We start from the raw sequence: 22638 nt of genomic DNA on the forward strand, positions 1-22638 counted from the left end.
TGGAGGACGCGGAACTGAATACGGATGCTCCCGGGAGCGGCCCGGGAGCATGAACATCGGTCAGTTGGTGGTGAGCTTGATGAAGCTCGGGAACTTGAGATCGCTCTTGGCGACCTCCTTCGGCCAGACCGCGACCTGCTTGCCGCCCTGCCACTGCAGCATCAGTCCGGTGATCAGACCCTTGCCGTACTTGATCGAATGGGTAAACGGATCGTCCTTGCCATAGAACTGGACGCGTCCGATGGTGCCTTCCCAATCGGTCTTCTCCAGCGCATCGACCATCTTGTCGGCTTCGACCGAGCCGGCGCGCTTCACGGCATCGGCGATGTAGTAGACCTCGTCATAGGCGGTGTAGCCCGCGTAGGACGGATAGTTGCCGTAGCGTTTCTTGAAGCCCTCCGCGAACGGCACCGACTTCGGCGTCACCGCGACGTTCGGGCCGGACACGCCCTGATACAGCACGCCTTCCGCCGCGTCGTTGGTGTCCTTGCCGAAGGTCTCGTTGGTCGCCTGCGAGGAAATGCCGAACATCGGGATCGGCACCTGCTGGTTCTTCCACTGCACCGTCGGCTGCACGCCGACATGCGAGATGCCGGTGATGATCACGTCGGGCTTCGAGCCTTCGACCTTGTTGAAGATTGGCGTGAAGTCGGTGGTATCGGGCGAGAAACGGATATGGTCGACGACCTTGAGCCCGATCTTGGGCAGGCACTCCTCGTAGCCGACATCGAGCGGCTTGGTCCAGGCCGCATCCTCGCTCATGATGACCGCGGTCTTCATGTGCTTCTGATCGACCAGCAGTTCCTTGGCGGCGTCGCACACCGACAGCGCCAGCGCCGCCGAGGTCAGGTAGCCGTGGAAGGTGTACTTGTTCTTCTCGTAGTCGGCGTGAACGCTCTTGCTGATCTCGTTGGAGGCAGCGCCCGGCGTGACGAACGGCGTCTTGAGGCGCGAGGCCCAGGGCTCGAGCGCCAGCACCACTTCGCTGATGTAGCTGGATATGACGACGTTGACCTTGTCTTCGTTGACCGCGCGCTGGAATGCCCGCACCGAATCCGCCGAGGAGGAGTGATTGTCGTAGGAGACGATCTCGATCTTGCGGCCGTCGATGCCGCCCTTGGCGTTGATCTCGTCGGCGGCGAGTTGCGCCGCCTGCGGGATCGACGCCCCGGCGATCGCCTGCGCTTCGGCGATCACGCCGATCTTGAGGGTGTCAGCCGCCAGCGCGCCGCTGGGGCTGGTTGCCAAAAGGCCCAACACGGCCGCTCCGGCAAGTTGCTGCATCGCATGAACAGGCAGTCGCGATGTTCTTTTCACCCTGTTTCTCTCCTCTTTTTGTCGGCTGCTTCGAGCTCTTGGGCCGGACTATAGCTGCGACAAAACGCGCAGCAAGTGAAACTGCGCGCAGATCGCCATGCATGGACGGCAACTAAAGTAGTGGGTGGGCGCTTTGCGGCTGAATAAATATGAGGCAGCGCGGGAATAAAAGACGTGAGGCGCAGTTCTCTCAGATCGTCATTCCGGGGCGGCGAGCGAAGCGAGAGCCCGGAATCCATTCATCTACGCGTTTTGCGGCCCAATGGATTCCGGGCTCGCGCCAAGAGCCGCGCCCCGGAATGACGAGAGGATAGGGGGCAAAGCTCGGGTTATTCATGTCGCAAGTGGGCAAGGTTGTGCCCCAACCCAAGCTGTCATCGCCGGGACGACAGCGGTGAGCCTGGCTACCGCCCCTACTCCGCCATCTCCACCGGCTGCGCGGCGGGACCGGCGAGCGGACGTTCTTCCATCGTGATCATGCAGATCGAGGCGGTGGTCAGCAGCACGGCGGCAGCGCCGAACACGTAGCGGAACGCAGTGATCATGTCGGCCATCGGGATCGCGCCCACGGCGCTGGCGGCAGCGGCATGATGCTCGCCGGCGAGCGAGATGTCGGTGCCGAGCGTCATCAGCAGGATGGTGGTGAAGGCGGCGACCGTGAACGAGGCCATCATCGCGCGGAAGAAGTTCATCGCGCCGGTCACCGTGCCGACATGCGGCCGCGCCACCGCGTTCTGCAGCGACACCACGCTGATCGGGAATGTGGTGCCGAGGCCGAGCGCGAACACGCTCATCAGCAGCAGCAATCCCCACAGCGGCAGCGTCGTCACTGCCATCCCGACAGCACAGATCGCAGCGACCGACGTACCGACGATGGCAACACGCTTGTAGTGCTTGGCCTTCGCCATGGTCCGGCCGGCGATCGCGGCGCCGAAGGTCGAGATCGCCGCGAGCGGGATCAGCGCAAGTCCGGCCTCGCTGGCGGTGAGGTGATAGACCACCTCGTAGTAGAGCGGCAGATGCACGGTGAGGCCGACCATGGCGCCGAGCGCGCAGCCGCCCGCGCCCATTGCGAACGGCACCACCGAGCCGCCGAGCAGCGACAGCGGCAGGAACGGCTCGTCGGCGCGGCGCGCGTGCCAGACGAAGGCGCCGGCGAGCGCGATCGAGGCGCCGATCATCGCTGTTATCGTCGGCGACAGCCAGGACAGCTTGGTGCCGCCCCAGGTCAGCACCAGCATCAACACGACGGCCGAGGCCATCAGCAGCACGCCGCCGAGCCAGTCGACCTTGCGCTTGCGATGGAACACCGGGATTTTGCCCATCTTCGGCAGCAGCAGCGCCAGCGCTGCCGCCGCGAGCGGCAAATTGATCCAGAAGATCATCGACCAATGCAGATGCTCGGCGAACACGCCGCCGACCACAGGGCCGAGAATGCCGCCGGCCATCCAGACGCTGGAGAAATAGGCCTGGTAGCGGCCGCGCTCGCGCGGGGTCACCACATCGGAGATCACGGTCTGGACCACCGGCATGATGCCGCCGCCGCCGAGGCCCTGCAGGCCGCGGGCAACGATCAGCGTGGTCATGCTGGGGGCGACCGCGCACAGCACCGAGCCGACCACGAACAGGCTGAGCGAGGTGATGATCATGACGCGGCGGCCATAGATGTCGCTCAGCGTGCCGAACACCGGCGCCACCGCGGTCGAGGCGAGCAGATAGGCCGTGATCACCCAGGACAGGTTGGTGACGTCGTGAAACTGGCGCCCGATCGTCGGCAGCGCGGTCGCGACGATGGTCTGGTCGAGCGCGGCCAGGAACATCGTCAGCATCAGGCTGATCACGATGGTGCGGACTTCGTCCGGATTGAGCGGTGCCGGGGGCGCCAGCGGCGGCGCGCCGTTCAGTTCGATCACCTCGCTCGGGAGGTGAGACAGCTCTGCGGCAATGTCGTCAGGCAACGTCTCTTGGTCGGCAGGAAAACGGCTCTGCCGTTCATACTTGTTCATTGGGGCGTAATGCTGCTGCGCGGGCGCGGGCCGCGATGGAATCATTCTCTGGTCCGCAACTTATGCAGCAATTCACTGCTGAGGCAGGCACCTCAGCGCATGGGTGCATCCCACGGCACCGTTCTCGCGGTGACGTGATTGAGGCAGCACCGGCGCCAGCCCTCGCGCCCGGCCATCGCTGCGTCTTGGAAATCTACTTGGAGACCTTCGGCCGCTTCTTCAATTGCGCCCGTTTCGGCAGCAGGGCCGGCCAGCGCACGATGTGGTCCTCGAGATCGGCGTCGTTGACGTCGAGTTCGGTGCCCTCCACCCGACCGCGCACCGAGACGCCGGCCTCATGCACGGTATTGGGATCGCCGGAGATCAGGGGATGCCACCAGTAGAGGTCCCGCCCCTCGGCGACGAGGCGGTAGCCGCAGCTCGGCGGCAGCCAGTTCAGGGTCCGGACGTTCTCGGGCGTCAGGCGGACGCAATCCGGAACCTGGTCGGAGCGGTTCGCATAGTCCTTGCAGGTGCACAGGCCGGAATCGAGCAGCTTGCAGGAGATATGGGTGAAATAGATCTTGCCGGTGTCCTCGTCCTCGAGCTTCTCCAGGCAGCACCGTGCGCAGCCGTCACACAGACTTTCCCATTCAGCGTTGGACATCTCTTCCAACGTCTTGGTTTTCCAGAAGAATCCCTCCTGGCCCGACGGGCGTTTGGGCGGTGCGGTCATGATATCCCTGACATGGCGGTAAAGCCCTTCTTGGGACGCCGGCGCTCCCTCCGCAAGGGGGTGATATTGCGGGGTCGAAAAAGCCGGTGGGCAGCGTTAGGGCTTTCATTAAATTCACAAGCCGCGCCATTGGTTTATGGCAGCCGCTCGGATAGAACAACGAACGAGTCCCCAACGACGCAAAAGCGCCTTGGGATTGCCGCAACATCGAAGCAAGACGTTAGCCTGTGCCCGATTTGGGCGCCCGCAGCGCTCTCAAATTGATCAAGGGACCTGGTGCCGTCGCATTGGAAACAGAAGGTCCGGAATTTCTTCCTGGACCTCGATGCGCGTATCGACTCGACGCTGTTCTCGTCGGGCAAGGGCCTGCGCGAACTCTACGAGCGCTATTCCACCTTCATGGACCGCTTCTATGTCGGCCGCTGGAAGCGCTGGGTGTTCATCGAGCCGCTGTCGGAAGCCGCAACGCTTGGGCTCGGTGGCATGATCCTGATGCTGACGCTCGCGATCCCCGCGTTCCGCGAGACCGCCGACGAGGACTGGCTGAAGAAATCCGACCTCGCGGTGACCTTTCTCGACCGCTACGGCAACCCGATCGGCAGCCGCGGCATCAAGCATAATGACTCGATCCCGCTGGAAGACTTTCCGGACAATCTGATCAAGGCGACGCTCGCGACCGAGGACCGCCGCTTCTACGACCATTTCGGCATCGACGTGCCGGGCCTCGCCCGCGCGCTCGTCACCAACGCGCAGGCCGGCGGCGTCCGCCAGGGCGGTTCGTCGATCACCCAGCAGCTCGCCAAGAACCTGTTCCTGAACAACGAGCGCACCATCGAGCGCAAGGTGAAGGAAGCGTTCCTTGCGATCTGGCTGGAGACGCGGCTCACCAAGAACGAGATCCTGAAACTCTATCTCGACCGCGCCTATATGGGCGGCGGCACCTTCGGCGTCGACGGCGCGGCGCATTTCTACTTCAACAAGTCGGTGCGCGACGTGAACCTCGCGGAAGCCGCGATGCTCGCCGGCCTGTTCAAGGCGCCGACGAAGTATGCCCCGCACATCAACCTGCCGGCGGCGCGCGCCCGCGCCAACGTCGTGCTCGACAACCTGGTCGATGCCGGCTTCATGACCGAGGGCCAGGTGTTCGGCGCCCGCCGCAATCCGGCGGTCGCGGTCGACCGGCGCGACGAGAACTCGCCGAACTACTATCTCGACTACGCCTTCGACGAGATGCGCAAGCTGGTCGACACCTTCCCGAAATCCTACACCGAACGCGTCTTCGTGGTCCGCACCGCGATCGACACGAACGTGCAGAAGGCGGCCGAGGAAGCGATCGAGAACCAGCTCCGCCAGTTCGGGCGCGATTATCACGCGACGCAGGCCGCAACCGTGGTGTCCGATCTCGACGGCGGCATCCGCGCCATGGTCGGCGGCCGCGACTACGGCGCGAGCCAGTTCAACCGTGCGACCGACGCCTACCGGCAGCCCGGCTCGTCGTTCAAGCCTTACGTCTACACCACGGCGCTGCTGAACGGCTTCACTCCGAACTCGAAGATCGTCGACGGCCCGGTCTGCATCGGCAATTGGTGCCCGCAGAACTATGGCCACTCCTATTCCGGCTCGGTGACACTGACGCAGGCGATCACCCGCTCGATTAACGTGGTGCCGGTCAAGCTCTCGATCGCGCTGGGCGGCAAGGAAGGCCCGAAGGCGGGCCGCGCCAAGATCGTCGAGGTCGCGCGCCGCTTCGGCCTCAAGGCGCCGCTGCCCGATACTCCGTCGCTGCCGATCGGCTCCGACGAAGTCACGGTGATCGAGCACGCGGTGGCCTATGCGACCTTCCCGAACCGCGGCAAGGCGGTGACGCCGCATTCGGTGCTCGAGGTGCGCACCGGCGCCGGCGATCTGGTGTGGCGCTGGGACCGCGACGGCCCCAAGCCGCGGCAGGCCATCCCGGCGAACATCGCCGCCGACATGGCCGGCATGATGAGCCACGTGGTCAGCGAAGGCACCGCGCGCCGCGCCGCGCTCGACGGCATCCCGACCGCGGGCAAGACCGGCACCACCAATGCCTATCGCGACGCCTGGTTCGTCGGCTACACCGGCAACTTCACCTGCGCGGTCTGGTACGGCAATGACGACTATTCGCCGACCAACCGCATGACCGGCGGCTCGCTGCCGGCGCAGACCTGGCACGACATCATGGTCGCCGCGCATCAGGGCGTGGAAGTCAAGGAACTCGCCGGCGTCGGCATGGGCCAGAAGCTGCCGCCGCAGCCGGCGCAGGCCAATGCCCAGGCGAGCACGGCGCCGCGGGTGCTGGAGACCAAGCCGGGTCCGCCGCCGGTCTTGACCAAGCGCGGCGCGGATATCCTGGTGCGGGTCGAGAAGCTGCTCGACGACGCGGCCAAGACCGCTGAAAAGACCACCGGCAAGACCACGCTGGGCGAGCCCTCGAAGACCGGCAAGGCGGAGTCCTCGAGCGCGCTGGCGTTCCCCGAAAACTACGTTGCCGCGGCCGGGCCGGACGGCGCGACACCAGCTTTGCCACGCAAGAACTGACGTGCGGCTCCTCCTCTCCACCTTGCTGGCACTCGTCATCGCCACGGCCGTCGGCCTCGGCCTGACCTATGCGACGGCGACGCGCGGCACCGATATCGGCACGCTGAAGATCGGCGCCTGGACCGCGCGGCCGAAGAACGGCACCTCCGATGTCGATCCCTATTCGCGAGCGACCATCGCGCGCAGCGGCGAGCTGCCGATCGGCACTGGCGACGGCATCGCGTTCTCGGCGACCTCGGACGACAAGAACAAGCCGCTCGACGGACGCTGCGACGTCGTGGTCTCAGGCGTGACGCCGGCGGCGCGGTTCTGGACGCTGACGCTGTTCGACCGCAAGGGTCATCTCGTCGCGAATTCGCTGCAGCGCTACGGCTTCACCAGCCAGGAGATCGTGCGCGCGTCCGACGGCACGTTCGAGATCCACATCGCCTCGCGCTCGCGCGCCGGCAACTGGCTGCCGACCGGCGGCATCGAGCGCTACGCGCTGATGTTACGGCTTTACGACACGCCGGTCGGAGTCGCGACCCGCACCCAGCGCGACGCGCCGATGCCCTCGATCGCAACGACGGGCTGCCCATGATCCGCGTGCTGTTCACCATCCTCGCAGGCGTGCTGCTCGGCGGCGTGGTGCATCTCGTCAGCGTGCTGGCGCTGCCGCGCATCGCCTCGCAGGACGCCTATTCGCGGCTGACACCGATGACCAAGCTCAACGAGGTGACGCAGCTGCCGCTGGCCGACCCGAGCAACTCGCCGATGCCGCTGATGGATCCGGCCTTCGCGGTGGCGATCTGCCGTTACGATCTCTCCACCGGGCCGCTCAAGCTCACCGTGCCGGTCAGCCAGGCCTATACTTCGGTGTCGTTCTACACCCGCAACGAGGTCGCCTATTACGCGATCAACGATCGCTCCGCCGGCAAGAAGGTGATCGAGCTCGACCTGATGACCGAAGCGCAGCACAACGAGCTGCCGGAGGACGAGGAGGTCACTGCCGCCGACCGGCTGATCATCGACTCGCCGACCGAGACCGGCCTGATCCTCTTGAAGGCGCTGGCGCCGGAGCCCGGCCTGATGCCGCAGGCGCAGGCTTCGCTTGCGGCCTCGTCGTGCAAGGTGCAAGCCGAGCCGGTCGCGGCCAAGCAGGAAGCACCGCCGCCGCTCCCCGCCCCCGCACCCCCGCCCGCGGCACGCAAGCGGTTAGTTGGCTGCGAGCGCGTGCCGGCCGCAACGGCAGGTCTCGTAATCGACGGGATCGTGGCTGTTGACGATCGTGACACTGTCGCCATGCGCTGCCTTCAACTGGCGCAGCCGCTCCTGATTCTGGATGCGCGTTGGCCGATCCATGTCCGCCCCGCGCTGGAACATGCCGAGCACCAGCGGGACCCGCGGCCGGGGAGCGAGCTGCGCGTGGTGGAAGTAGGCATCGCCGGCGTGCAGCAGCCATCCGTCGTTGGTGCGCACCGCGATGCCGCAATGGCCGAGCGTGTGGCCCGGCAGCGGGATCATCAGGATATCCGGCTCGCGGTCGCCGAGCGCGCGCACGCCCTTGAAGCCGAACCAGTCCTCGCCGCCGGCACCATAGAAGGCCCAGTCAGGCCCATGCTGCCATTGCGCCGTGATGTAGCGTCCTACCGGCGGCGCGAGCTGATGCGTCACCGCCATGTCGTACTCCTTGCGATGGACATGCACCTTGGCGCTCGGAAAGTCCGGCACGCCGCCGGCATGGTCGCGATCGAGATGCGTCAGCAGTAGATGCCGCACATCGTCGGGCGAGAAGCCGAGCGCCTTGACCTGGCGAGCGGCGGTCTCGGCCGGATCGAGCCGCGGCGTCGTCTGCCGCACCCATTTGCGACCGAGCCGCGGCGGGTTGCCGATGTCGTCGAGCCCGATGCCGGTGTCGACCAGCACGAGACCGTCATTGCTCTCGACGAGCAGGCAGTGGCAGACCATCCGCGCGCGCTGGAAGATGCTGCCGCTGCCGTTCACGAGCCGCTTGCCGATCGGGCACATCGTGCCGGTGTTGAGATGATGGATGCGCATGACCAGTCCTCCGCTGTAACAAGCGCAGACTTGCCACTCGTCTTTCCATAGGTAAAATATTGTCTTTCTATCTATGCGATAGGATAGGCCTATGGATATCCGCGAACTCCGCTATTTCGCCGCGGTCTACCGCGAGCGCAACCTGACCGCCGCGGCGAAGCGCTGCTTCATCTCGCAGCCGTCGATTTCGGCAGCGATCACCAATCTCGAGGCCGAGCTCGGTACCACGCTGTTCATCCGGCACAAGAAGGGCATGGCACCGACGGAGTCCGCCGCGCGATTTCACGGCATCGCCCGCAGGATCATCGACGAGGCGGACGCGGCGCGAAACCTGTTTCGCAAACCCGCGACGAGGCAGGCGCTGACGCTCGGCCTGTTGCGCACCCTCGATCAGGCGCGGACAGTCGCGCTGCTGAGGCCGCTGACGGCCAACGCCGATCTCGCGCTCCGGCTGGTCGGCGCCGATGAGAAGGCCGACGCGCGGATCGTCGCAAAGACCATGACCCACGCCGGCGAGCACTTCATCCCGCTCTGGAGCGAGCGCTATGTCGCGGCGCTGCCGCCGTCACATCCCCTTACCCTGAAAGAGACGCTGCGGACCAGCGACTTCGCGGGCGTTCCTATGATCGACCGCTGCCATTGCGAGCAGCAGGAATTCTTCAAACGAACGTCGCCGCCGCGCAAGCCGGTAGCGATCGCGGAATCGGAGGAATGGGCGATGGCGCTGGTGGCGGCCGGGGTTGGCGTTGCGATCGTTCCCGAAGGCGTGGCGCGCGGCAATCCGGATGTGGCAGTGCGTGCGATCGATATCGACGTCACGCGCCAGGTCGGCCTCGCCTACCCCTCCGCCCAGCCGCCCTCCGATGCGCTGAAGGCGTTCATTGCGAGCCTGCCGCGGCAAGCGAACAGTCGACGCGCGAGGTCCGCAATCAGGAAGGTGAAACGGGCTTAGCCCTTGGTCACCACGGCCTGGCCTGTGACGGGACCTGAGATCAACGGCGCATTGGCGGTGAGCCGGGCAAGCTCGTTGATCTGGCGTTCGGCGTCAGCCGCCATGCCGTCAGGTGCCTGGATCACCAGCCGCTCCAGCGCCCAGCGATAGGACGCGATCCGCCGCTCCAGGGCCTGCTGGACCCATTGCACGATCAGCGTGTTCTCTTCCATCCGCGCGACTGCGTCTGCCTTCTCGCGCGGCGACACGTCGGCGATCATCCTGAGGCTGGCACTGCGCTTGCGGTCGAGTTCGATCACCTGGATCGCGGTGGCGAAGAACGGCTCGAACCGCGTGATGTCGTCGCGCACCTCGTCGATCAGGAGCGAATAGCGCGAGGCGAACGAGCGATGCGGCTCGTCGATCAGATTGCGGCCATACGCAGTGCGATCGAATAAGACCCTCTGCCGCCACGGCGAGGGCAGCGGCTGGTAGTCGCCGAACACGCTCTTCCACGCCGGGCGCGACAGCGGCGGCTCGACGAATTGATAGGCGAGATCGCGCAGCTGACGTTCGTGTTCGGTGAGCTGGAATTGCGAGGCGTTCTTGCCGACGCTGCCGGTCGCCTCGGCGCCCATCCAGCGATGCATGTCGTCGTTGCGGAAATCCGCGCGGGTGCGGCCGAAGTCGCCGCCGCTGCAGCCGGCGAGCGCCGAGCCTGCGAGCAGCAGGATCAGCGCCGGGAGTGACCGCCGAGCGGCGGTCCGCTGCACGAGCTGCGACATTGCACGATGTCCGCGATCAGGAGCGGCGTCGGCGTCGGCGACCCTGCGCAGTGCCCTGCTCCGGTCCGCGCCCCCCGCCGGTCTCCTCCGTCGTTCGCTCAATCCGGACGACGGGAAGGATCAGCACGGTCCCCATGCCTTCGCCGGCAGCACCGACAGTGCTCGGCCGCCGTGCAGCCGCATCCGCCGGAAACTCAACGATGGTGCCCATGTTCCGTTCTCTCTGGCCCCGCACGGACATGATTTGCCCCGCGCACGCCGAGTTAAGAACGCGCATGGTTAACGATATCTTAAGCCGCCGACAGGGACGGTTACGGATACGGCGCTGTGCCTTAATGGACACGCGCAAATTCGAGCGTTCGGCTTCACGGCTTGTTTTCCTTAACTGTGTCTTAAAACAGCCTGCGTAGGCTCGCGCCCAGAAGGTTTTCAACCTGAGTCTTATTGGCAAGTCGCGTACGCCCGAGATGAGCGCAGCTCCGCTATTTCCTGGTTTCGATGGGCTGATGACGCTCTCCCGCCGCGAGGGCGTCGACATCCGTCCGACTTTGCTGCGCGTCCTGACCGACCTCTATGTGCAGGCGAGCGCGCACTCCGCAGATGAAGAACGCCAGTTCGTCGAGCTCACGTCGCGCCTGATCGACGAGGTCGACGACGCGACCCGCGCCGCCGTCCGTGCGCGGCTTGCGATCTATCCGGCTACTCCGGCCAGGATCATGGACAAGCTCGGGCTGCGACGTGTCGGTCCCGACCAGCAGATGCCGGCTGCCGCTCCAGCTCCTGCGCCGGCACCGTCCACGCCCCAAGCCAAGATCCCGACCGAGGCCGAGCAGCGGATGGCCGCGAGCCTTGCGATGCGGCCGAACGATGCCGCCGAACTCTCCGACATGTTCTTTGCCGCGGGCGCCAAGGAACGCGTGCAGATCCTGCACAATCTGCAGCAGACGCCGCTGAAGGCCGCCGCGCGGATCCCGGCCGCACGCGCCGCGCGCGCGATCCATATCCTGGAGATGGCGGCCTTTGCCGAGGATGTCGACAACTTCACGCGCGAGCTCGGCGAGGCGCTGATCCTGCCGTCGCGGATCGCGGCGGAGGTCGTCAACGATCCCGGCGGCGAGCCGCTCGCCTGCGCGATGCGGGCGCTTGACGTCTCGAGCGCCGCATTCCAGCGCATCCTGATGTTCCTCAATCCGGAAGCCGGCTCGTCGGTCAACTACGTCTATCGGCTGTCGCGGCTCTACGATCGCCTCAGCGAGCGCTCGGCACTCGTGATGCTGGCGGCGTGGCGCGGCTCGACCATGGCGGTGGCGCGGGCGAAATATCGCTCACAGCTCTACGACGACGAGCGCCATCGCGTCCGCGCGACATCGTCGCAGACACGCCCCGTCGTGCTGCCCGGCAGCGCATCCGGCATTCGCAACCAGAAATCCGGAAGTTAGCTCTTCGCCAGATCGAGAAAGTGCCGTCCGGCGCGATCTTCGGTCTCGACGATCCAGGCATCGGGATCGAAGCGGAGTTCCTTGGTCAACCGCTCCTCGACCGAAGGCTCGGACACCGGCTGCGGCGCCGTCGGCACGAACAACCGCTCGGCCGGGCGGCTGTCGTCATAGACCGTCTGCGGCGCGGGCGCATACAACATCGCGTTGCCGTCCATCAGCGCCACCTTGACGAACACGGCGCCGGCTTCCTCCGCGCCTTTCTTGCGGACGGCGCCGAACACGCCCTCGGTCTGGCAGCGGCGCAGATACGCCGCGACCCATATGCTGGTTTTCAATCGCATGCGCCGACCTATAGGCCAGCGGCACGGCCACGTCCAATTGTGACAAATGACATCACGCAGCGGCGGGTTGACCGAGCCAAGCGTCGCTCATATCGTTGCATTCGCGGTGCAAGCCGCACCCGGGTCCACGGGAAGGGTTGAACCCACTTGCCCCCGACATGCGGCCAACCAAGCCTTTGTGCAGCCGGTTTTGTGGACCATCGGCGATAGATGCACGGAGGTTTCCATGGACCGATCGCCCGCGCGATTGAATCTCGAACATCTGAAGAAGCAGGCCAAGGAGCTCATTCGCCTTTACCGGCGGCAGGCGCCGGAGGCTTACGCCCGTTTCCGGCAGGCGCTTCCGGCTGCCGCCGGGCTCAGCGACCCGCAAATCGCCGCGCTCGATCTGCGGCTCCATGACGCGCAGTCCTGCATCGCGCGCGATCTCGGCTTCGCCTCGTGGCCGGATCTGCGGCGCTATGTCGAAGCGCAATTGCCGCCGGGCAAAAGCAAGGCCGAGCGGGTGCGGCGCTGGCTGCAGCTGGTCTACGCCGCTGATGTCGACGGCACCACCGATCGCGCCCATCCGCGCGTCGCGGTGCGGATGCTCGCCGAGGATCCCGATCTCGTGGCCGATGATCCCTATCTCGCCTGCGCCATCGGCGACGAAGCGACGGTACGGCGCACCGCGACCAACGATCCGGCATGGGTCAACCGTCCCGGAGGTCCGTTGAGACTGCCGCCGCTGGTCGCGGTCACGCATTCCAGCCTGCTGCAGATTCCGGAGTTTCAAGCACGGCTGCATCGCTGCGCGCGCCTGCTGCTCGAGGCCGGCGCCGATCCGGACCAGCACATCAGCAGCCGCTGGCCGCCCGGATCGCTCGACGCACCCGATGACGGCAATCCGCTGTCGGCGCTGTATGGCGCCGCCGGACGCAACCACGATCTCGGCCTGACGAAACTGTTGCTCGATGCGGGCGCCGATCCGAACGACAATGAATCGCTGTACCACTCGCTCGAAGGCTCCGTGACCACGGGCCTGCTGCTCGAGCATGGCGCGCGGATCGCCGGCACCAACGCGATGTACAAGGTGCTCGACGACGAGAACGTGGCGACGCTCGAGTTGCTGCTGCGGCATGGCGGCAATCCGAATGAGCCAGCCCGCAACGCGCCAATTACCGACTACGGCTCGCCGTTGATGTGGGCGATCCGGCGGCGACGCTCGCGCCAGTGCATCGCAACGCTGCTCGATGCTGGTGCGGATCCGCAGGTCACAACGCCCGATGGCGCCAGCGCCTACGAACTGGCCCTGAGGTATGGACTGCCGGATGTCGCCGAGCTCTTGCGCGAGCGAACGGGAGCCAGGCCGCTTCCCGACGACGAACGGTTCATCGCCGCGTGCGCCAGCGGCGACGAGCGCGAAGCGCGCCGCATCCAGACCCGGCGGCCCGATCTGCCCGGCGCGCTCTCGCCGCAGCAACTGCGCCTGCTGCCCGAACTTGCGGCCGCCGGTGCAGACGCCGGCGTACGGCTGATGGTCGAGCTCGGCTGGCCCATCGCAGTGCGCGGCGGCGACTGGGATGCCTCGGCGCTCAATCACGCGGTGTTCCGCGGCAATGCCGGGCTGACGCGTTTCCTGCTCGAGCACGGCGCTGACTGGACCGAGCAGCACGGCTTCGGCGACAACGCATCCGGCAGCCTTTCATGGGCGTCCTGTAACGAACCGGTCGAGGGCGGCGATTGGGCCGCTTGCGCGCAGGCCCTGCTCGACCACGGCATGCCGCACGCCGTTCCGGATCGCGACGATGCGGAATGGGTGCTGCTGGCCGGCCGCAGGAAGCTGTTCTCCGACGAGGTCACGGACGTTCTGCTGGGCGAGACGACCTGAGCAAGCCGTAGCGAAAACGCAGATGGCCGGGACATGCCCGGCCATCACGAAAGTGGAATCAATCTCGCCGCAAAGAGCTTACTCGATCGAATGCCCGATCATCGTGCCGAGCTCGCGCACCAGGCGATCCGACATCTGGCCGGTCACCGGCAGCTTGCGGGCACGCTCGAACTTCGCGATCGCGTGCTGGGTGTCGGCGCCGATCGTGCCGGTCGGCTTGAGCTGGCCGTAGCCATATTCGGTCAGCGTGCGCTGGACCGCTGCGATGCGCTTGCCGGTCGGACTGAGATGCTGTGTCGGGATCGGCGCCGGCGGACGAATGACGCTGGAGGGCGCGGCAGCCGCGGACGGTGCAGCGGCCGGCGGGGCGGCGGTCGACTTCAGCACCAGATTGGCCATCGGATCGACCGGCTTGGCCTCGAGCCTGGGTTCGGCCGGCTTGGCTTCAACGGACCTGGTCTCGACCGGCTTGGTCTCGACAGGCTTCACATCAACCGGCCTGGCCGGCTCCATCGCGGCGGGCTCGACCGACCGGGCGGCGGCCTCGGCCGGGCGTGGACGCGGCAGCGGGCTGGAGGCCGCGGCAAGCGGGGCCGGCGGCGGCAGCGTCACCACCGAACCGCCGAACATAGGCGACGGATGCCGGCCAGCCTGCAGGAACAGGGCGTTGATCAGGATCGCAACAATGGCAGACGTCGCCAGCAGGCCCGCAACCAGATCCTTCGGACTGTGCAGCAGCAGGCGCAGGAAGAGGCCGCGCTCCTCCTCGGCCGCGATGGCCACTGCCTTGGCGCCGCGGCGACGGCGCGGCGTTTCGTCATCATCCAAAGTCTGTCTAGGCACTCTTCTTCACCTGTTGGGTTTGCTCTTGCAGTCCGGACCGCAGCGCGGGCTTCAGGGTCGCGACATTGCTGGACGGCCCGACCGCGGCCGGCGGGGTGAACGACAGCGGCAGCGCGACCGACACGGCGGTGCCCTCGCCGACCTTGCTCTCCACATTCATCTCGCCGTTGTGCAGGCCGACCAGCCCCTTGACGATGGAGAGGCCCAGGCCGGTGCCTTCGTGGCGCCGCTGATAGGTCTTGCCGGCCTGAAAGAACGGATCGCCGATCCGCTTGAGGTCGTCGGCAGCGATGCCGACGCCGGTGTCCGAGACCCGCAGCAGCAGCCGCGATCCCTCGACGCCGGCCGACACGGTGACCTTGCCGCCGCGCTCGGTGAACTTGATGGCGTTGGAAACCAGATTGAGGACGATCTGCTTGAACGCGCGCGAATCGCCGTTCACGATCGGCAGGTCGTCAGGCACCCGGGTCACGAGGTCGACGCCGCTCTCGCGCGCCTTCAGCGCCACCAGGTTGCAGCAATTGAGCAGCGCCGGCCGCGGCGCAAACGGCTCCGGCGAAATCTCGAAATTGCCGGACTCCATCTTCGACATGTCGAGGATGCCGTTGACGACCGACAGCAGATGCTGGCCGGAGTCGTTGATGAGCTGCGCGTATTCCTTGCGGCGGGTCGCATCCAGGCCGAGCACATCTTCCTGCGCGATCATCTCGGAGAAGCCGATGATGGCGTTGAGCGGGGTCCGCAACTCGTGGCTCATGGTGGCGAGGAAGCGCGTCTTCGACGCATCGGCCTGCTCGGCCGCATGGCGGGCCTGTTCGAGCGCCTGCTCCTGCACCTTGCGATCGGTCACGTCGCGGATCACGGCAACCACCTCGGCATCGGCCGAGGGCTGCTCGAGCGCACGGCAACGCATCTCGACCCAGATGAATTCAGCGGCGGCATCGCCACGCGCACCGTCGCGGCGCACCCGAAACTCGACGCTGCGGGACTCGCCGCGCGCGGCGTCCGACAGCGCGGTCAGATACGCCGGACGATCGGCGACATGGACGCGGTCGAACAGACCGTGGCCGGACAGCCGCGCTGCCGGCACGCCGAGCATGATCTCGGCCGCGGGCGAAATGAAGCGCACCGCGCCGTTGCGGCTATGGCGCGACAGCACGTCGCTCATGTTGTGGGCGAGCAGGCGATAGCGCTCTTCCTCGACATAGAGCAGCGCCACGCTGGTGCGCGCCAGCGACTCCGCGCCGAAGGCAAGCCCGGCTGCATAGAAGATCGCCGACACGACGCCGAAGCCGGCCAGCGTGCTGTTCATGGCAACCGCGGGATCGACCGCCGGCAGCACGTGGTAATGGCCAAGCATGCTGAGCAGCGCCGCGCAGATCATCGCCAGCGCGAACGCAAACGCCACCACACGCCGCGACGCCGACAACGCGGCCTCGATCGGTATCACGACGAGCCATACCGCGGCGAACGACGCGATGCCGCCGGTGGACGCCGCGATCATCATCACGAGACCGGCGAGCGCCAGCGACGACAGCACATGCGCGCCTTCATAGCGGCCGGTGCGCGACAGGAACCAGGACAAAAGGATCGGTGCGATCAGCCATGCGAAGGCCGCGACCTCGATCGCCGTCGGCGCCCCGCGCATCGCCAGAAAGGCGGGGAACGAAGCCAGCGCCGCCAGACTGCCGAGCAGCCGCGGCGCCATGAAGGCACGGTGGCGCGCACGCGTCAGCGCATCATACTGCGCCGACGGATGCAGCAGCGCATCCAGGCAATCGCGGATCAGACTCAAACTACTCACAGCACTCGCGCTTCGGCTTAATCGTCAGACAGACGCGCCGGAACGCCTCCTTTGTGATTGCAGGCCAACGTGTCAGAGCGAACTTAAGCGAACGCTAAGGCAGGGCGGCCTGCTGCCAAACACCGTGCATTGGCGAGGCTGCGACGCTGTCATTCACCGGTCATTCGTCCGGGATGGTGAACGGCTGGTTTCCGGGTGCGACGAACTATGGTTTCAAATTCGTAGACGCGGCGCAGCCTGCAGATCTGGCACCCTTCAGCCGCCATCAATCGAAAATTTACGGCGAATCAATTCAGGCGGATTTTCCGCGATTTTTCGGCGGATTTACCTCAATGCAGATACTTCCGATTTATCGACCGATGCTAACCGTGAAGGCAACAGCGGCATCGACCGCGCAAGAAGCAAAGACAAGATAGACGACCGGGATCGCGCCATGTTCTTCCTGCTGCGTTTGGCATTCTGGCTCGGGCTTGTGCTCGTGCTGCTGCCGAGAGACAAAACAGCTGAAGCGGACAAGACGCCGCAGATCAGCGCATCGGACGCGGTATCGGCTGCGACCGCGACGATCAACGACATGGGTCAGTTCTGCAAACGGCAGCCGTCCGCGTGCGAAGTCGGCGGCCAGGCCGCGACCGCGATCGGCCAGCGCGCCACCGATGGCGCGCGCAAGCTCTACCAGATCATCACCGACAAGAAGCCGCCCGACCACACCGGCTCGATCGACAAGGATGATACCGATCCGAGCGCGTCCCGCGACACGCTGACGGCGGACGATCAGATGATTGAATTCCGCCTGCCGCCGACGCAGTAAGCGCGAGATCGAGCGCTGTCGTGTGAGGCGGGCGCCGGCTCGCGTGAAGAAAACCCGCCAAAACAACCGGGAACCGGTTCCATTTTCGTCGCTTTCGCGGCCCGCCTTCCTATATAAGCCGTTGAGAATAGGACGCGGACCACGATGACGACGATCGACGAAATCAGGGACAATTTTGCGCTGCTGGACGAGTGGGACGACCGTTATCGCTATGTCATCGAGCTCGGCCGCACGCTGGAGCCGTTGTCGGAGGCGGAGCACTCGGCCGAGAACAAGGTGCAGGGTTGCGTCAGCCAGGTCTGGCTGTCGAAGCGGATCGATCACGATGCCAACGGTGAACCGCGCCTGAACTATATCGGCGACAGCGACGCCCACATCGTGCGCGGCCTGGTCGCGATCGTGCTGACGCTGTTTTCCGGGCGCACGCCGAAGGAAATCCTGGCCACCGACGCGCTCGCGCTGTTCGACGAGTTCGGCTTCCGCGACCATCTGACGCCGCAGCGCTCCAATGGCCTCCGCTCAATGGTCGATCGCATCCGCAACGATGCGCGCGAGGCACTGGCATCCGCCGCGTAAGCCGCTTACTTCCGCTTCCGTGCCTGCTGGCCGAGCCCCATCTTCTTGGCGAGTTGCGATCGCGCCACCGCATAGTTTGGCGCCACCATCGGATAGTCGGCCGGCAAGCCCCATTTGTCGCGATATTGCTCCGGCGTCATGTTGTACTGCGTGCGCAGGTGGCGCTTGAGCGACTTGAAGCGCTTGCCGTCCTCGAGACACACCAGATATTCCGGCGTGATCGACTTCTTCATCGACACCGCAGGCTTCGCCGGCTCGCTCGGCGCGTCGGTGCGGCCGGCCGACACCCGCAGCAGCGCCGCGTGGACCTGGCTGATCAGGCTCGGAATATCCGCGGCCGGCGTCGGATTGTTGCTGAGATAGGCCGAAACGATGTTTGCGGTCAGTTCGACCGGCGTCTTGCCTGACATATCGGACATGGCTCAATCTTCCCCGTGCTAGCGACGGCCCGGCGCCCCACCGGACAGTATCCACGTGCAGCAATACATCAATGGAATCGCGTACTACTTCGCGAATATGAGCGAATTACAGCAATTCTGACAAGAACGCCCGTGTTTTAGATTTCGGGCCGCCCGACCGCAAGTATTCCCGTAGATCTACGGCCGCTGCTCCAGATGCGAGCGGAGTTCGTCGATCGAGGCAAACCGCATCATGCCCTCCGGCATCTGCGCTTCGATCGATCCGTCCGAATAAAGCGAATAGGCCATGCCGTCCACCACGCCCGATTTGAGCACGGTCACCGGCGGCTGCTCCTGGGGCGGCGGCGGGTGGCCTGATGACGGGGCCGCGCCGGCTGACTGGGTCTCGCCGAAGATGGATGGCCGTGGCGTACGCCGTGGGGCGACATCGACCGACCGCGGCCGTTCGGCTTTCGGCCAGGCATCGTCGAATGTTGCCGGCGCGGGCTCGGCCGCTGCGGCCGGACCAGGACGCAGCTCCGGCGACAGCAGATCCGGCGTCAGCGGCTCGGCCGTACGGCTCTGGGCCCGCTCGCGTTCTTTCCGCGAGGACGAAAACAGCAGGTTGCGCCGCTTGGGCGCGGCTTCGCCCTCGGGGGGCGCGCCACCCGGCACAGCCGGCGGCGCCTCGCCCGGGGCGCCACGTGGAGCGATTTCGTCGTGCCAGGGCGGCGGTGCCGCGGACGCGGATGGCGAGACGGGCGGGGCCAGCGGCGGAGGCGCGGCAACCTTGGGCTCACGCGGCGGCGGGAAAACAGGATCCTCAAGGGCATTGCGCGGAGAAGTTGCGGACGGCAGCGGAACCTCGGCCCGGGCGCCGGCGGCAACCGGATCGAGTCGCCGCGCGATGACCTGGAGTTCCCGAAGGATGGCGGCGAGCGCCAGCACGATCGCGCCGGTGCAGACGCCGGTCACACCCGTCGTGATCAGCGCACCGCCGACGCTGAATTCCTTGTAGGGGATTCCCAAGCCGATCGCCGCCAGGCCCGCCACGACCAGGCCCACGCCGACGACCAACAGACCAACCATCATCGAACTAACCCCCGGGAGACCCGACCGAAAATCGACGCCGGCCACCAGCGCCACGATACCGTCATATTGCCCATACCGCCAACCGCCAATTGTAGGCGGAGTTCCCTAAAATCCCGCTTAACCGGGCCTGGCGCGCGTCTTGATCGCGGCTGCAGCCGCGGCCAGGAAATCGCCTTCCGTAGATTTACTGGCTACGAATTGCTGCCAATTTATTGCAACGCATCTGGGAAATTACGCCACAATTACCAATTACTCGGAAACGGAACTGCGCTATGGATGCCGGGGAATGAGGCCCTAAAGCGCCAAACTGGGCCACAGGCACGCCGGTATCACTAGCTATGTCATCGATTACGACGTCTGCCCTCGAGGCGCCTGCGCGGCGCTCGGTGGAGAAGACCTGCGACGATCTCGCATTCCTCGTCCTCGGCGTGGTCGCCGTGGTCGCCGGCCTCACGTTCCGCGATTACGGTCTCGGCTGGGACGACTACACCCACGCTGAATACGCCGACCTCCTGCTGCGCATGTACGGGTCCGGGTTCAAGGACACCGGCGCGCTCTCCTTTGCCAATCTCTATATGTACGGCGGCGGCTTCGACATGGCCGCGGCGCTGCTGCACAAGGTCATTCCCCTCGAACTGTTCGAGACGCGCCGCCTGCTCGGCGCGATCGTCGGCGTCATCGGGCTTGCCGTAACCTGGCGCCTGGCGCGCCGTGTCGGGGGCCCGCTGGCGGGACTGGCGGCGCTGTTGCTGCTGGCACTGTGCCCGACCTTCTACGGCCACATGTTCATGAACCCGAAGGACGCGCCGTTCGCCGTGGCGATGGTGGTCCTGATCATGGGCCTGGTCCGCCTGATCGAGGAATATCCGGCACCCTCGCCGCGCACGATCCTGATCGTCGGCCTCGGCGCCGGCCTGTCGATCGGCTGCCGCGTCCTTGGCGGCCTCGCTTTGATCTACGCAGTCATCGGTTTCATCCCGCTCTGGATCGAGGAATTCCGCAAGCAGGGCCCCCGCGAGGCGGCCCATCGCTTTGCCCACGTCGTCTATGTGCTGCTGCCGGGGCTCGTGCTCGGCTACCTCGTGATGGGCCTGATCTGGCCGTGGTCGATCATGGAGCCCGGCCATCCGCTGGAAGCGGTGACCTATTTCTCGCACTTCTTTGAGAAGCCGTGGAAGGAGATGTTCGACGGCGCGCTGGTGTCGGTGCCGGACATGCCGTGGTCCTATCTGCCGACGCTGTTCGCGCTGCAGCTTCCCGAAGTGCTGCTGGTGCTGTTGACCGCGGCCGTCATCACCACCTTGACGTCGCTGTCGCGCATCGATGTGCCGGCGAAGCGCAAGACGATCATGCTGATGCTGACGCTGGCGGCGACGCTGCCGCTGGTGATCGCAATGGTGAAGCGGCCGGCGCTCTACAACGGCATCCGCCACTTCATCTTCGTGATCCCGCCGATGGCGGTGCTCGGCGGCGTCGCCTTCGCCCGCGGCATGGACTGGCTCGGCGAGATCCGCCGCGCCTGGCAGCCCGCGGCGCTCGCCGTGTTCGCGTTCGGCCTGCTGCTGCCGCTCAGCGAAATGATCCGCCTGCATCCGTATCAGTACACGCACTTCAACCACATCGCCGGGACGGTGCGGACCGCCGACAATTTCTTCATGCTGGACTATTGGGGCCTGGCGCTGAAGCAGGCGTCCGACGGGCTGCGCGAGCAGCTCGCGGAGCGGCAGGAAGTGCCGCCGCAGCACCGCAAGTGGAAGGTTGCGGTGTGCGGACCGCAGCGCCCCGCGCAGGTCGCGCTCGGGCCCGACTTCACGATCGGCTGGGACAGCCATGCCGCCGACTTCGCGATGACGCTCGGCGAGTTCTACTGCAAAGGCCTGGCCGCGCCCGTGATGGTCGAGATCAAGCGCGACGACGTCGTGTTCGCCCGCGTCTACGATATCCGCGGCCGCAGCATATCGAGCCTGCTGGCGATCCCGGCGCCGTAACGCAAAGCACGCCTGTTACGCTCCTGCCCACTGCCGGAGCATGATCTTCCCGCATCGTGGGCCAGCCGTCGCATGCTGGCATGACTGTCACGCCGTTACGCCGCCTTGCCGCGATCCGGCGGCGGCGCTACGCTTGGATCAAGCAACAACATCAATGGAGCATCGGCCATGTCGCCAGCGGAAGCGCGCCTGAAGGAAGTGCCATCGGATATCAGTGCGGCGGAATGGGAGCAGCGGATCAATCTGGCGGCCTGCTACCGGCTGGTCGCGCTCTATGGCTGGGACGATCTGGTCGATACCCACATCTCCGCCCGCGTGCCGGGCCCCGAGCACCACTTCCTGATCAACCCCTACGGGCTGATGTTCGACGAGATCACCGCGTCGAGCCTGGTCAAGGTCGACCTCGACGGCAACCAGCTCTCGGAGAGCGAGTACAGCATCAACCCGGCCGGCTTCACGATCCATTCGGCGATCCACGAGGTGCGCGAGGACGCCGGCTGCGTGCTCCATCTGCACACGGTCGACGGCACCGCGGTGTCGAGCGGCCCCGATGGATTGCTGCCGCTGAACCAGACCGCGCAGCTCGTCACCCACGATCTCGCCTATCACGACTATGAGGGCATCGCGCTCGATCACGACGAGCGCCCGCGCCTGCAGCGCGATCTCGGCAGCAAGAACCATATGCTGCTGCGCAATCACGGCACGCTGACGGTCGGCCGCTCGGTCGCCTCAGCCTTCGAGCGGATGTACCATCTGGAACGCGCCTGCTCGATGCAGGTGGCAACCCGCGCGCTCGGCGGCAGCGCGTATCCAGTCGATCAGCACGCGATCGACAAGAACACCGAGCTGCTCTCCAACCCCGATCGCGCCGAGCTGCGCTCGACCCAGCTGGTCTGGCCACCGCTGCTGCGCAAGCTGGACCGGGTCAATCCCGGATATCGTGATTGAAATTTCATGATTTTCGGGTAGGCTGACCGCCAACACCCTCTACACGACCTGAATCAAAACGCCGCCCAATTCCGGGCGGCGTTTTTACGTACGGCCCTCATCCGTAGCCCGGATGGAGCGCAGCGCAATCCGGGGATGCACGCCACCATCCGCGGATCGACTATCCCGGATTTCG

General features: G+C 65.9%; 20 protein-coding genes and 1 pseudogene. 10 read left to right on the plus strand and 11 right to left on the minus strand.

The window, feature by feature from the left end; translation table 11 throughout:
- Nucleotides 1-60: 60 nt before the first annotated feature.
- From ACVISU_RS06885 to ACVISU_RS06895, 3 genes are all read right to left on the minus strand, one after another.
- Nucleotides 61-1284 carry an ABC transporter substrate-binding protein gene (locus ACVISU_RS06885; RefSeq protein WP_050404978.1) on the minus strand — a complete coding sequence of 408 codons (1224 nt, stop codon included), beginning with the start codon at nt 1282-1284 and terminating at the stop codon, nt 61-63.
- Nucleotides 1285-1730: 446 nt separating this feature from the next.
- Nucleotides 1731-3323: an MDR family MFS transporter gene (locus ACVISU_RS06890; RefSeq protein WP_456706423.1), complete on the minus strand. Its 1593-nt coding sequence runs from the start codon at nt 3321-3323 to the stop codon at nt 1731-1733.
- A gap of 193 nt (nt 3324-3516) precedes the next feature.
- A complete protein-coding gene (locus ACVISU_RS06895) occupies nt 3517-4038 on the minus strand; it encodes a YcgN family cysteine cluster protein (RefSeq protein ID WP_456706424.1) in 522 nt (173 codons plus the stop codon).
- 276 nt (nt 4039-4314) lie between these two features.
- Between ACVISU_RS06895 and ACVISU_RS06900 the strand changes: the two genes are divergently transcribed.
- The 3 genes and pseudogenes from ACVISU_RS06900 to ACVISU_RS06910 form a co-directional block, all read left to right on the plus strand.
- The gene (locus ACVISU_RS06900; protein WP_456706425.1) at nt 4315-6600 is read left to right on the plus strand and encodes a transglycosylase domain-containing protein; all 2286 of its coding nucleotides are present in this window, start codon (nt 4315-4317) and stop codon (nt 6598-6600) included.
- Nucleotide 6601: 1 nt separating this feature from the next.
- Nucleotides 6602-7180: a DUF1214 domain-containing protein gene (locus ACVISU_RS06905; protein ID WP_050403293.1), complete on the plus strand. Its 579-nt coding sequence runs from the start codon at nt 6602-6604 to the stop codon at nt 7178-7180.
- A pseudogene (locus ACVISU_RS06910) lies at nt 7177-7749 on the plus strand (DUF1254 domain-containing protein); the annotation flags it as partial. The gene ACVISU_RS06905 and the pseudogene ACVISU_RS06910, both read left to right, overlap by 4 nt.
- Before the next feature lie 45 nt (nt 7750-7794).
- On the opposite strand, the gene ACVISU_RS06915 reads toward ACVISU_RS06910, so the two are convergent.
- Nucleotides 7795-8637: an MBL fold metallo-hydrolase gene (locus ACVISU_RS06915; RefSeq protein ID WP_456710774.1), complete on the minus strand. Its 843-nt coding sequence runs from the start codon at nt 8635-8637 to the stop codon at nt 7795-7797.
- Nucleotides 8638-8728: 91 nt separating this feature from the next.
- On the opposite strand from ACVISU_RS06915, the gene ACVISU_RS06920 reads away from it, so the two are divergent.
- Complete coding sequence (locus ACVISU_RS06920; RefSeq protein ID WP_456706426.1) at nt 8729-9589, plus strand: LysR family transcriptional regulator; 861 nt, start codon at nt 8729-8731, stop codon at nt 9587-9589.
- On the opposite strand, the gene ACVISU_RS06925 is transcribed toward ACVISU_RS06920, so the two are convergent.
- Together ACVISU_RS06925 and ACVISU_RS06930 are read right to left on the minus strand one after the other, a co-directional pair.
- Entirely contained in the window at nt 9586-10353 is a 768-nt protein-coding gene (locus ACVISU_RS06925; protein ID WP_050403297.1) for a hypothetical protein, read from the minus strand. The genes ACVISU_RS06920 and ACVISU_RS06925 overlap by 4 nt on opposite strands.
- A 16-nt stretch (nt 10354-10369) precedes the next feature.
- Nucleotides 10370-10564 (minus strand): hypothetical protein, encoded by a 195-nt coding sequence (locus ACVISU_RS06930; RefSeq protein ID WP_050403343.1) that lies wholly within the window; start codon nt 10562-10564, stop codon nt 10370-10372.
- A gap of 256 nt (nt 10565-10820) precedes the next feature.
- On the opposite strand from ACVISU_RS06930, the gene ACVISU_RS06935 reads away from it, so the two are divergent.
- Nucleotides 10821-11792: a DUF2336 domain-containing protein gene (locus ACVISU_RS06935; protein WP_456706427.1), complete on the plus strand. Its 972-nt coding sequence runs from the start codon at nt 10821-10823 to the stop codon at nt 11790-11792.
- Here the strand turns inward: ACVISU_RS06935 and ACVISU_RS06940 are convergent.
- Nucleotides 11789-12133: a DUF1491 family protein gene (locus ACVISU_RS06940; RefSeq protein WP_456706428.1), complete on the minus strand. Its 345-nt coding sequence runs from the start codon at nt 12131-12133 to the stop codon at nt 11789-11791. The two genes, ACVISU_RS06935 and ACVISU_RS06940, sit on opposite strands and share 4 nt — an antisense overlap.
- 226 nt (nt 12134-12359) lie before the next feature.
- Here ACVISU_RS06940 and ACVISU_RS06945 point away from each other — a divergent pair, with 226 nt between their 5' ends.
- Nucleotides 12360-14003, plus strand: coding sequence for an ankyrin repeat domain-containing protein (locus tag ACVISU_RS06945; RefSeq protein ID WP_456706429.1), 1644 nt, complete (start codon nt 12360-12362; stop codon nt 14001-14003).
- 78 nt (nt 14004-14081) lie between these two features.
- Here the strand turns inward: ACVISU_RS06945 and ACVISU_RS06950 are convergent, their stop codons facing one another.
- On the minus strand, nt 14082-14846 hold the full coding sequence (locus ACVISU_RS06950) for a peptidoglycan-binding domain-containing protein (RefSeq protein ID WP_456706430.1): 765 nt from the start codon (nt 14844-14846) through the stop codon (nt 14082-14084).
- Nucleotides 14839-16650 (minus strand): ATP-binding protein, encoded by a 1812-nt coding sequence (locus ACVISU_RS06955; RefSeq protein ID WP_456706431.1) that lies wholly within the window; start codon nt 16648-16650, stop codon nt 14839-14841. The genes ACVISU_RS06950 and ACVISU_RS06955 overlap by 8 nt, the downstream gene beginning before the upstream one ends.
- A 433-nt stretch (nt 16651-17083) precedes the next feature.
- Here ACVISU_RS06955 and ACVISU_RS06960 point away from each other — a divergent pair, with 433 nt between their 5' ends.
- Both ACVISU_RS06960 and ACVISU_RS06965 read left to right on the plus strand, forming a co-directional pair.
- Nucleotides 17084-17461: a DUF5330 domain-containing protein gene (locus ACVISU_RS06960; protein ID WP_456710775.1), complete on the plus strand. Its 378-nt coding sequence runs from the start codon at nt 17084-17086 to the stop codon at nt 17459-17461.
- A 144-nt stretch (nt 17462-17605) separates the two neighbouring features.
- Entirely contained in the window at nt 17606-18037 is a 432-nt protein-coding gene (locus ACVISU_RS06965) for a SufE family protein (RefSeq protein ID WP_050403304.1), read from the plus strand.
- A 5-nt stretch (nt 18038-18042) separates the two neighbouring features.
- On the opposite strand, the gene ACVISU_RS06970 is transcribed toward ACVISU_RS06965, so the two are convergent.
- On the minus strand, nt 18043-18456 hold the full coding sequence (locus tag ACVISU_RS06970) for a MucR family transcriptional regulator (protein WP_063695211.1): 414 nt from the start codon (nt 18454-18456) through the stop codon (nt 18043-18045).
- A 177-nt stretch (nt 18457-18633) separates the two neighbouring features.
- Nucleotides 18634-19581: a DUF308 domain-containing protein gene (locus ACVISU_RS06975; protein ID WP_456706432.1), complete on the minus strand. Its 948-nt coding sequence runs from the start codon at nt 19579-19581 to the stop codon at nt 18634-18636.
- Nucleotides 19582-19865: 284 nt separating this feature from the next.
- Between ACVISU_RS06975 and ACVISU_RS06980 the strand changes: the two genes are divergently transcribed.
- Nucleotides 19866-21515 carry a glycosyltransferase family 39 protein gene (locus ACVISU_RS06980; RefSeq protein WP_063695212.1) on the plus strand — a complete coding sequence of 550 codons (1650 nt, stop codon included), beginning with the start codon at nt 19866-19868 and terminating at the stop codon, nt 21513-21515.
- Between the two features lie 168 nt (nt 21516-21683).
- On the plus strand, nt 21684-22463 hold the full coding sequence (locus ACVISU_RS06985; RefSeq protein ID WP_456706433.1) for a class II aldolase/adducin family protein: 780 nt from the start codon (nt 21684-21686) through the stop codon (nt 22461-22463).
- The last annotated feature ends 175 nt before the right edge of the window (nt 22464-22638 follow it).

This window comes from Bradyrhizobium sp. USDA 4452, from assembly GCF_054063575.1.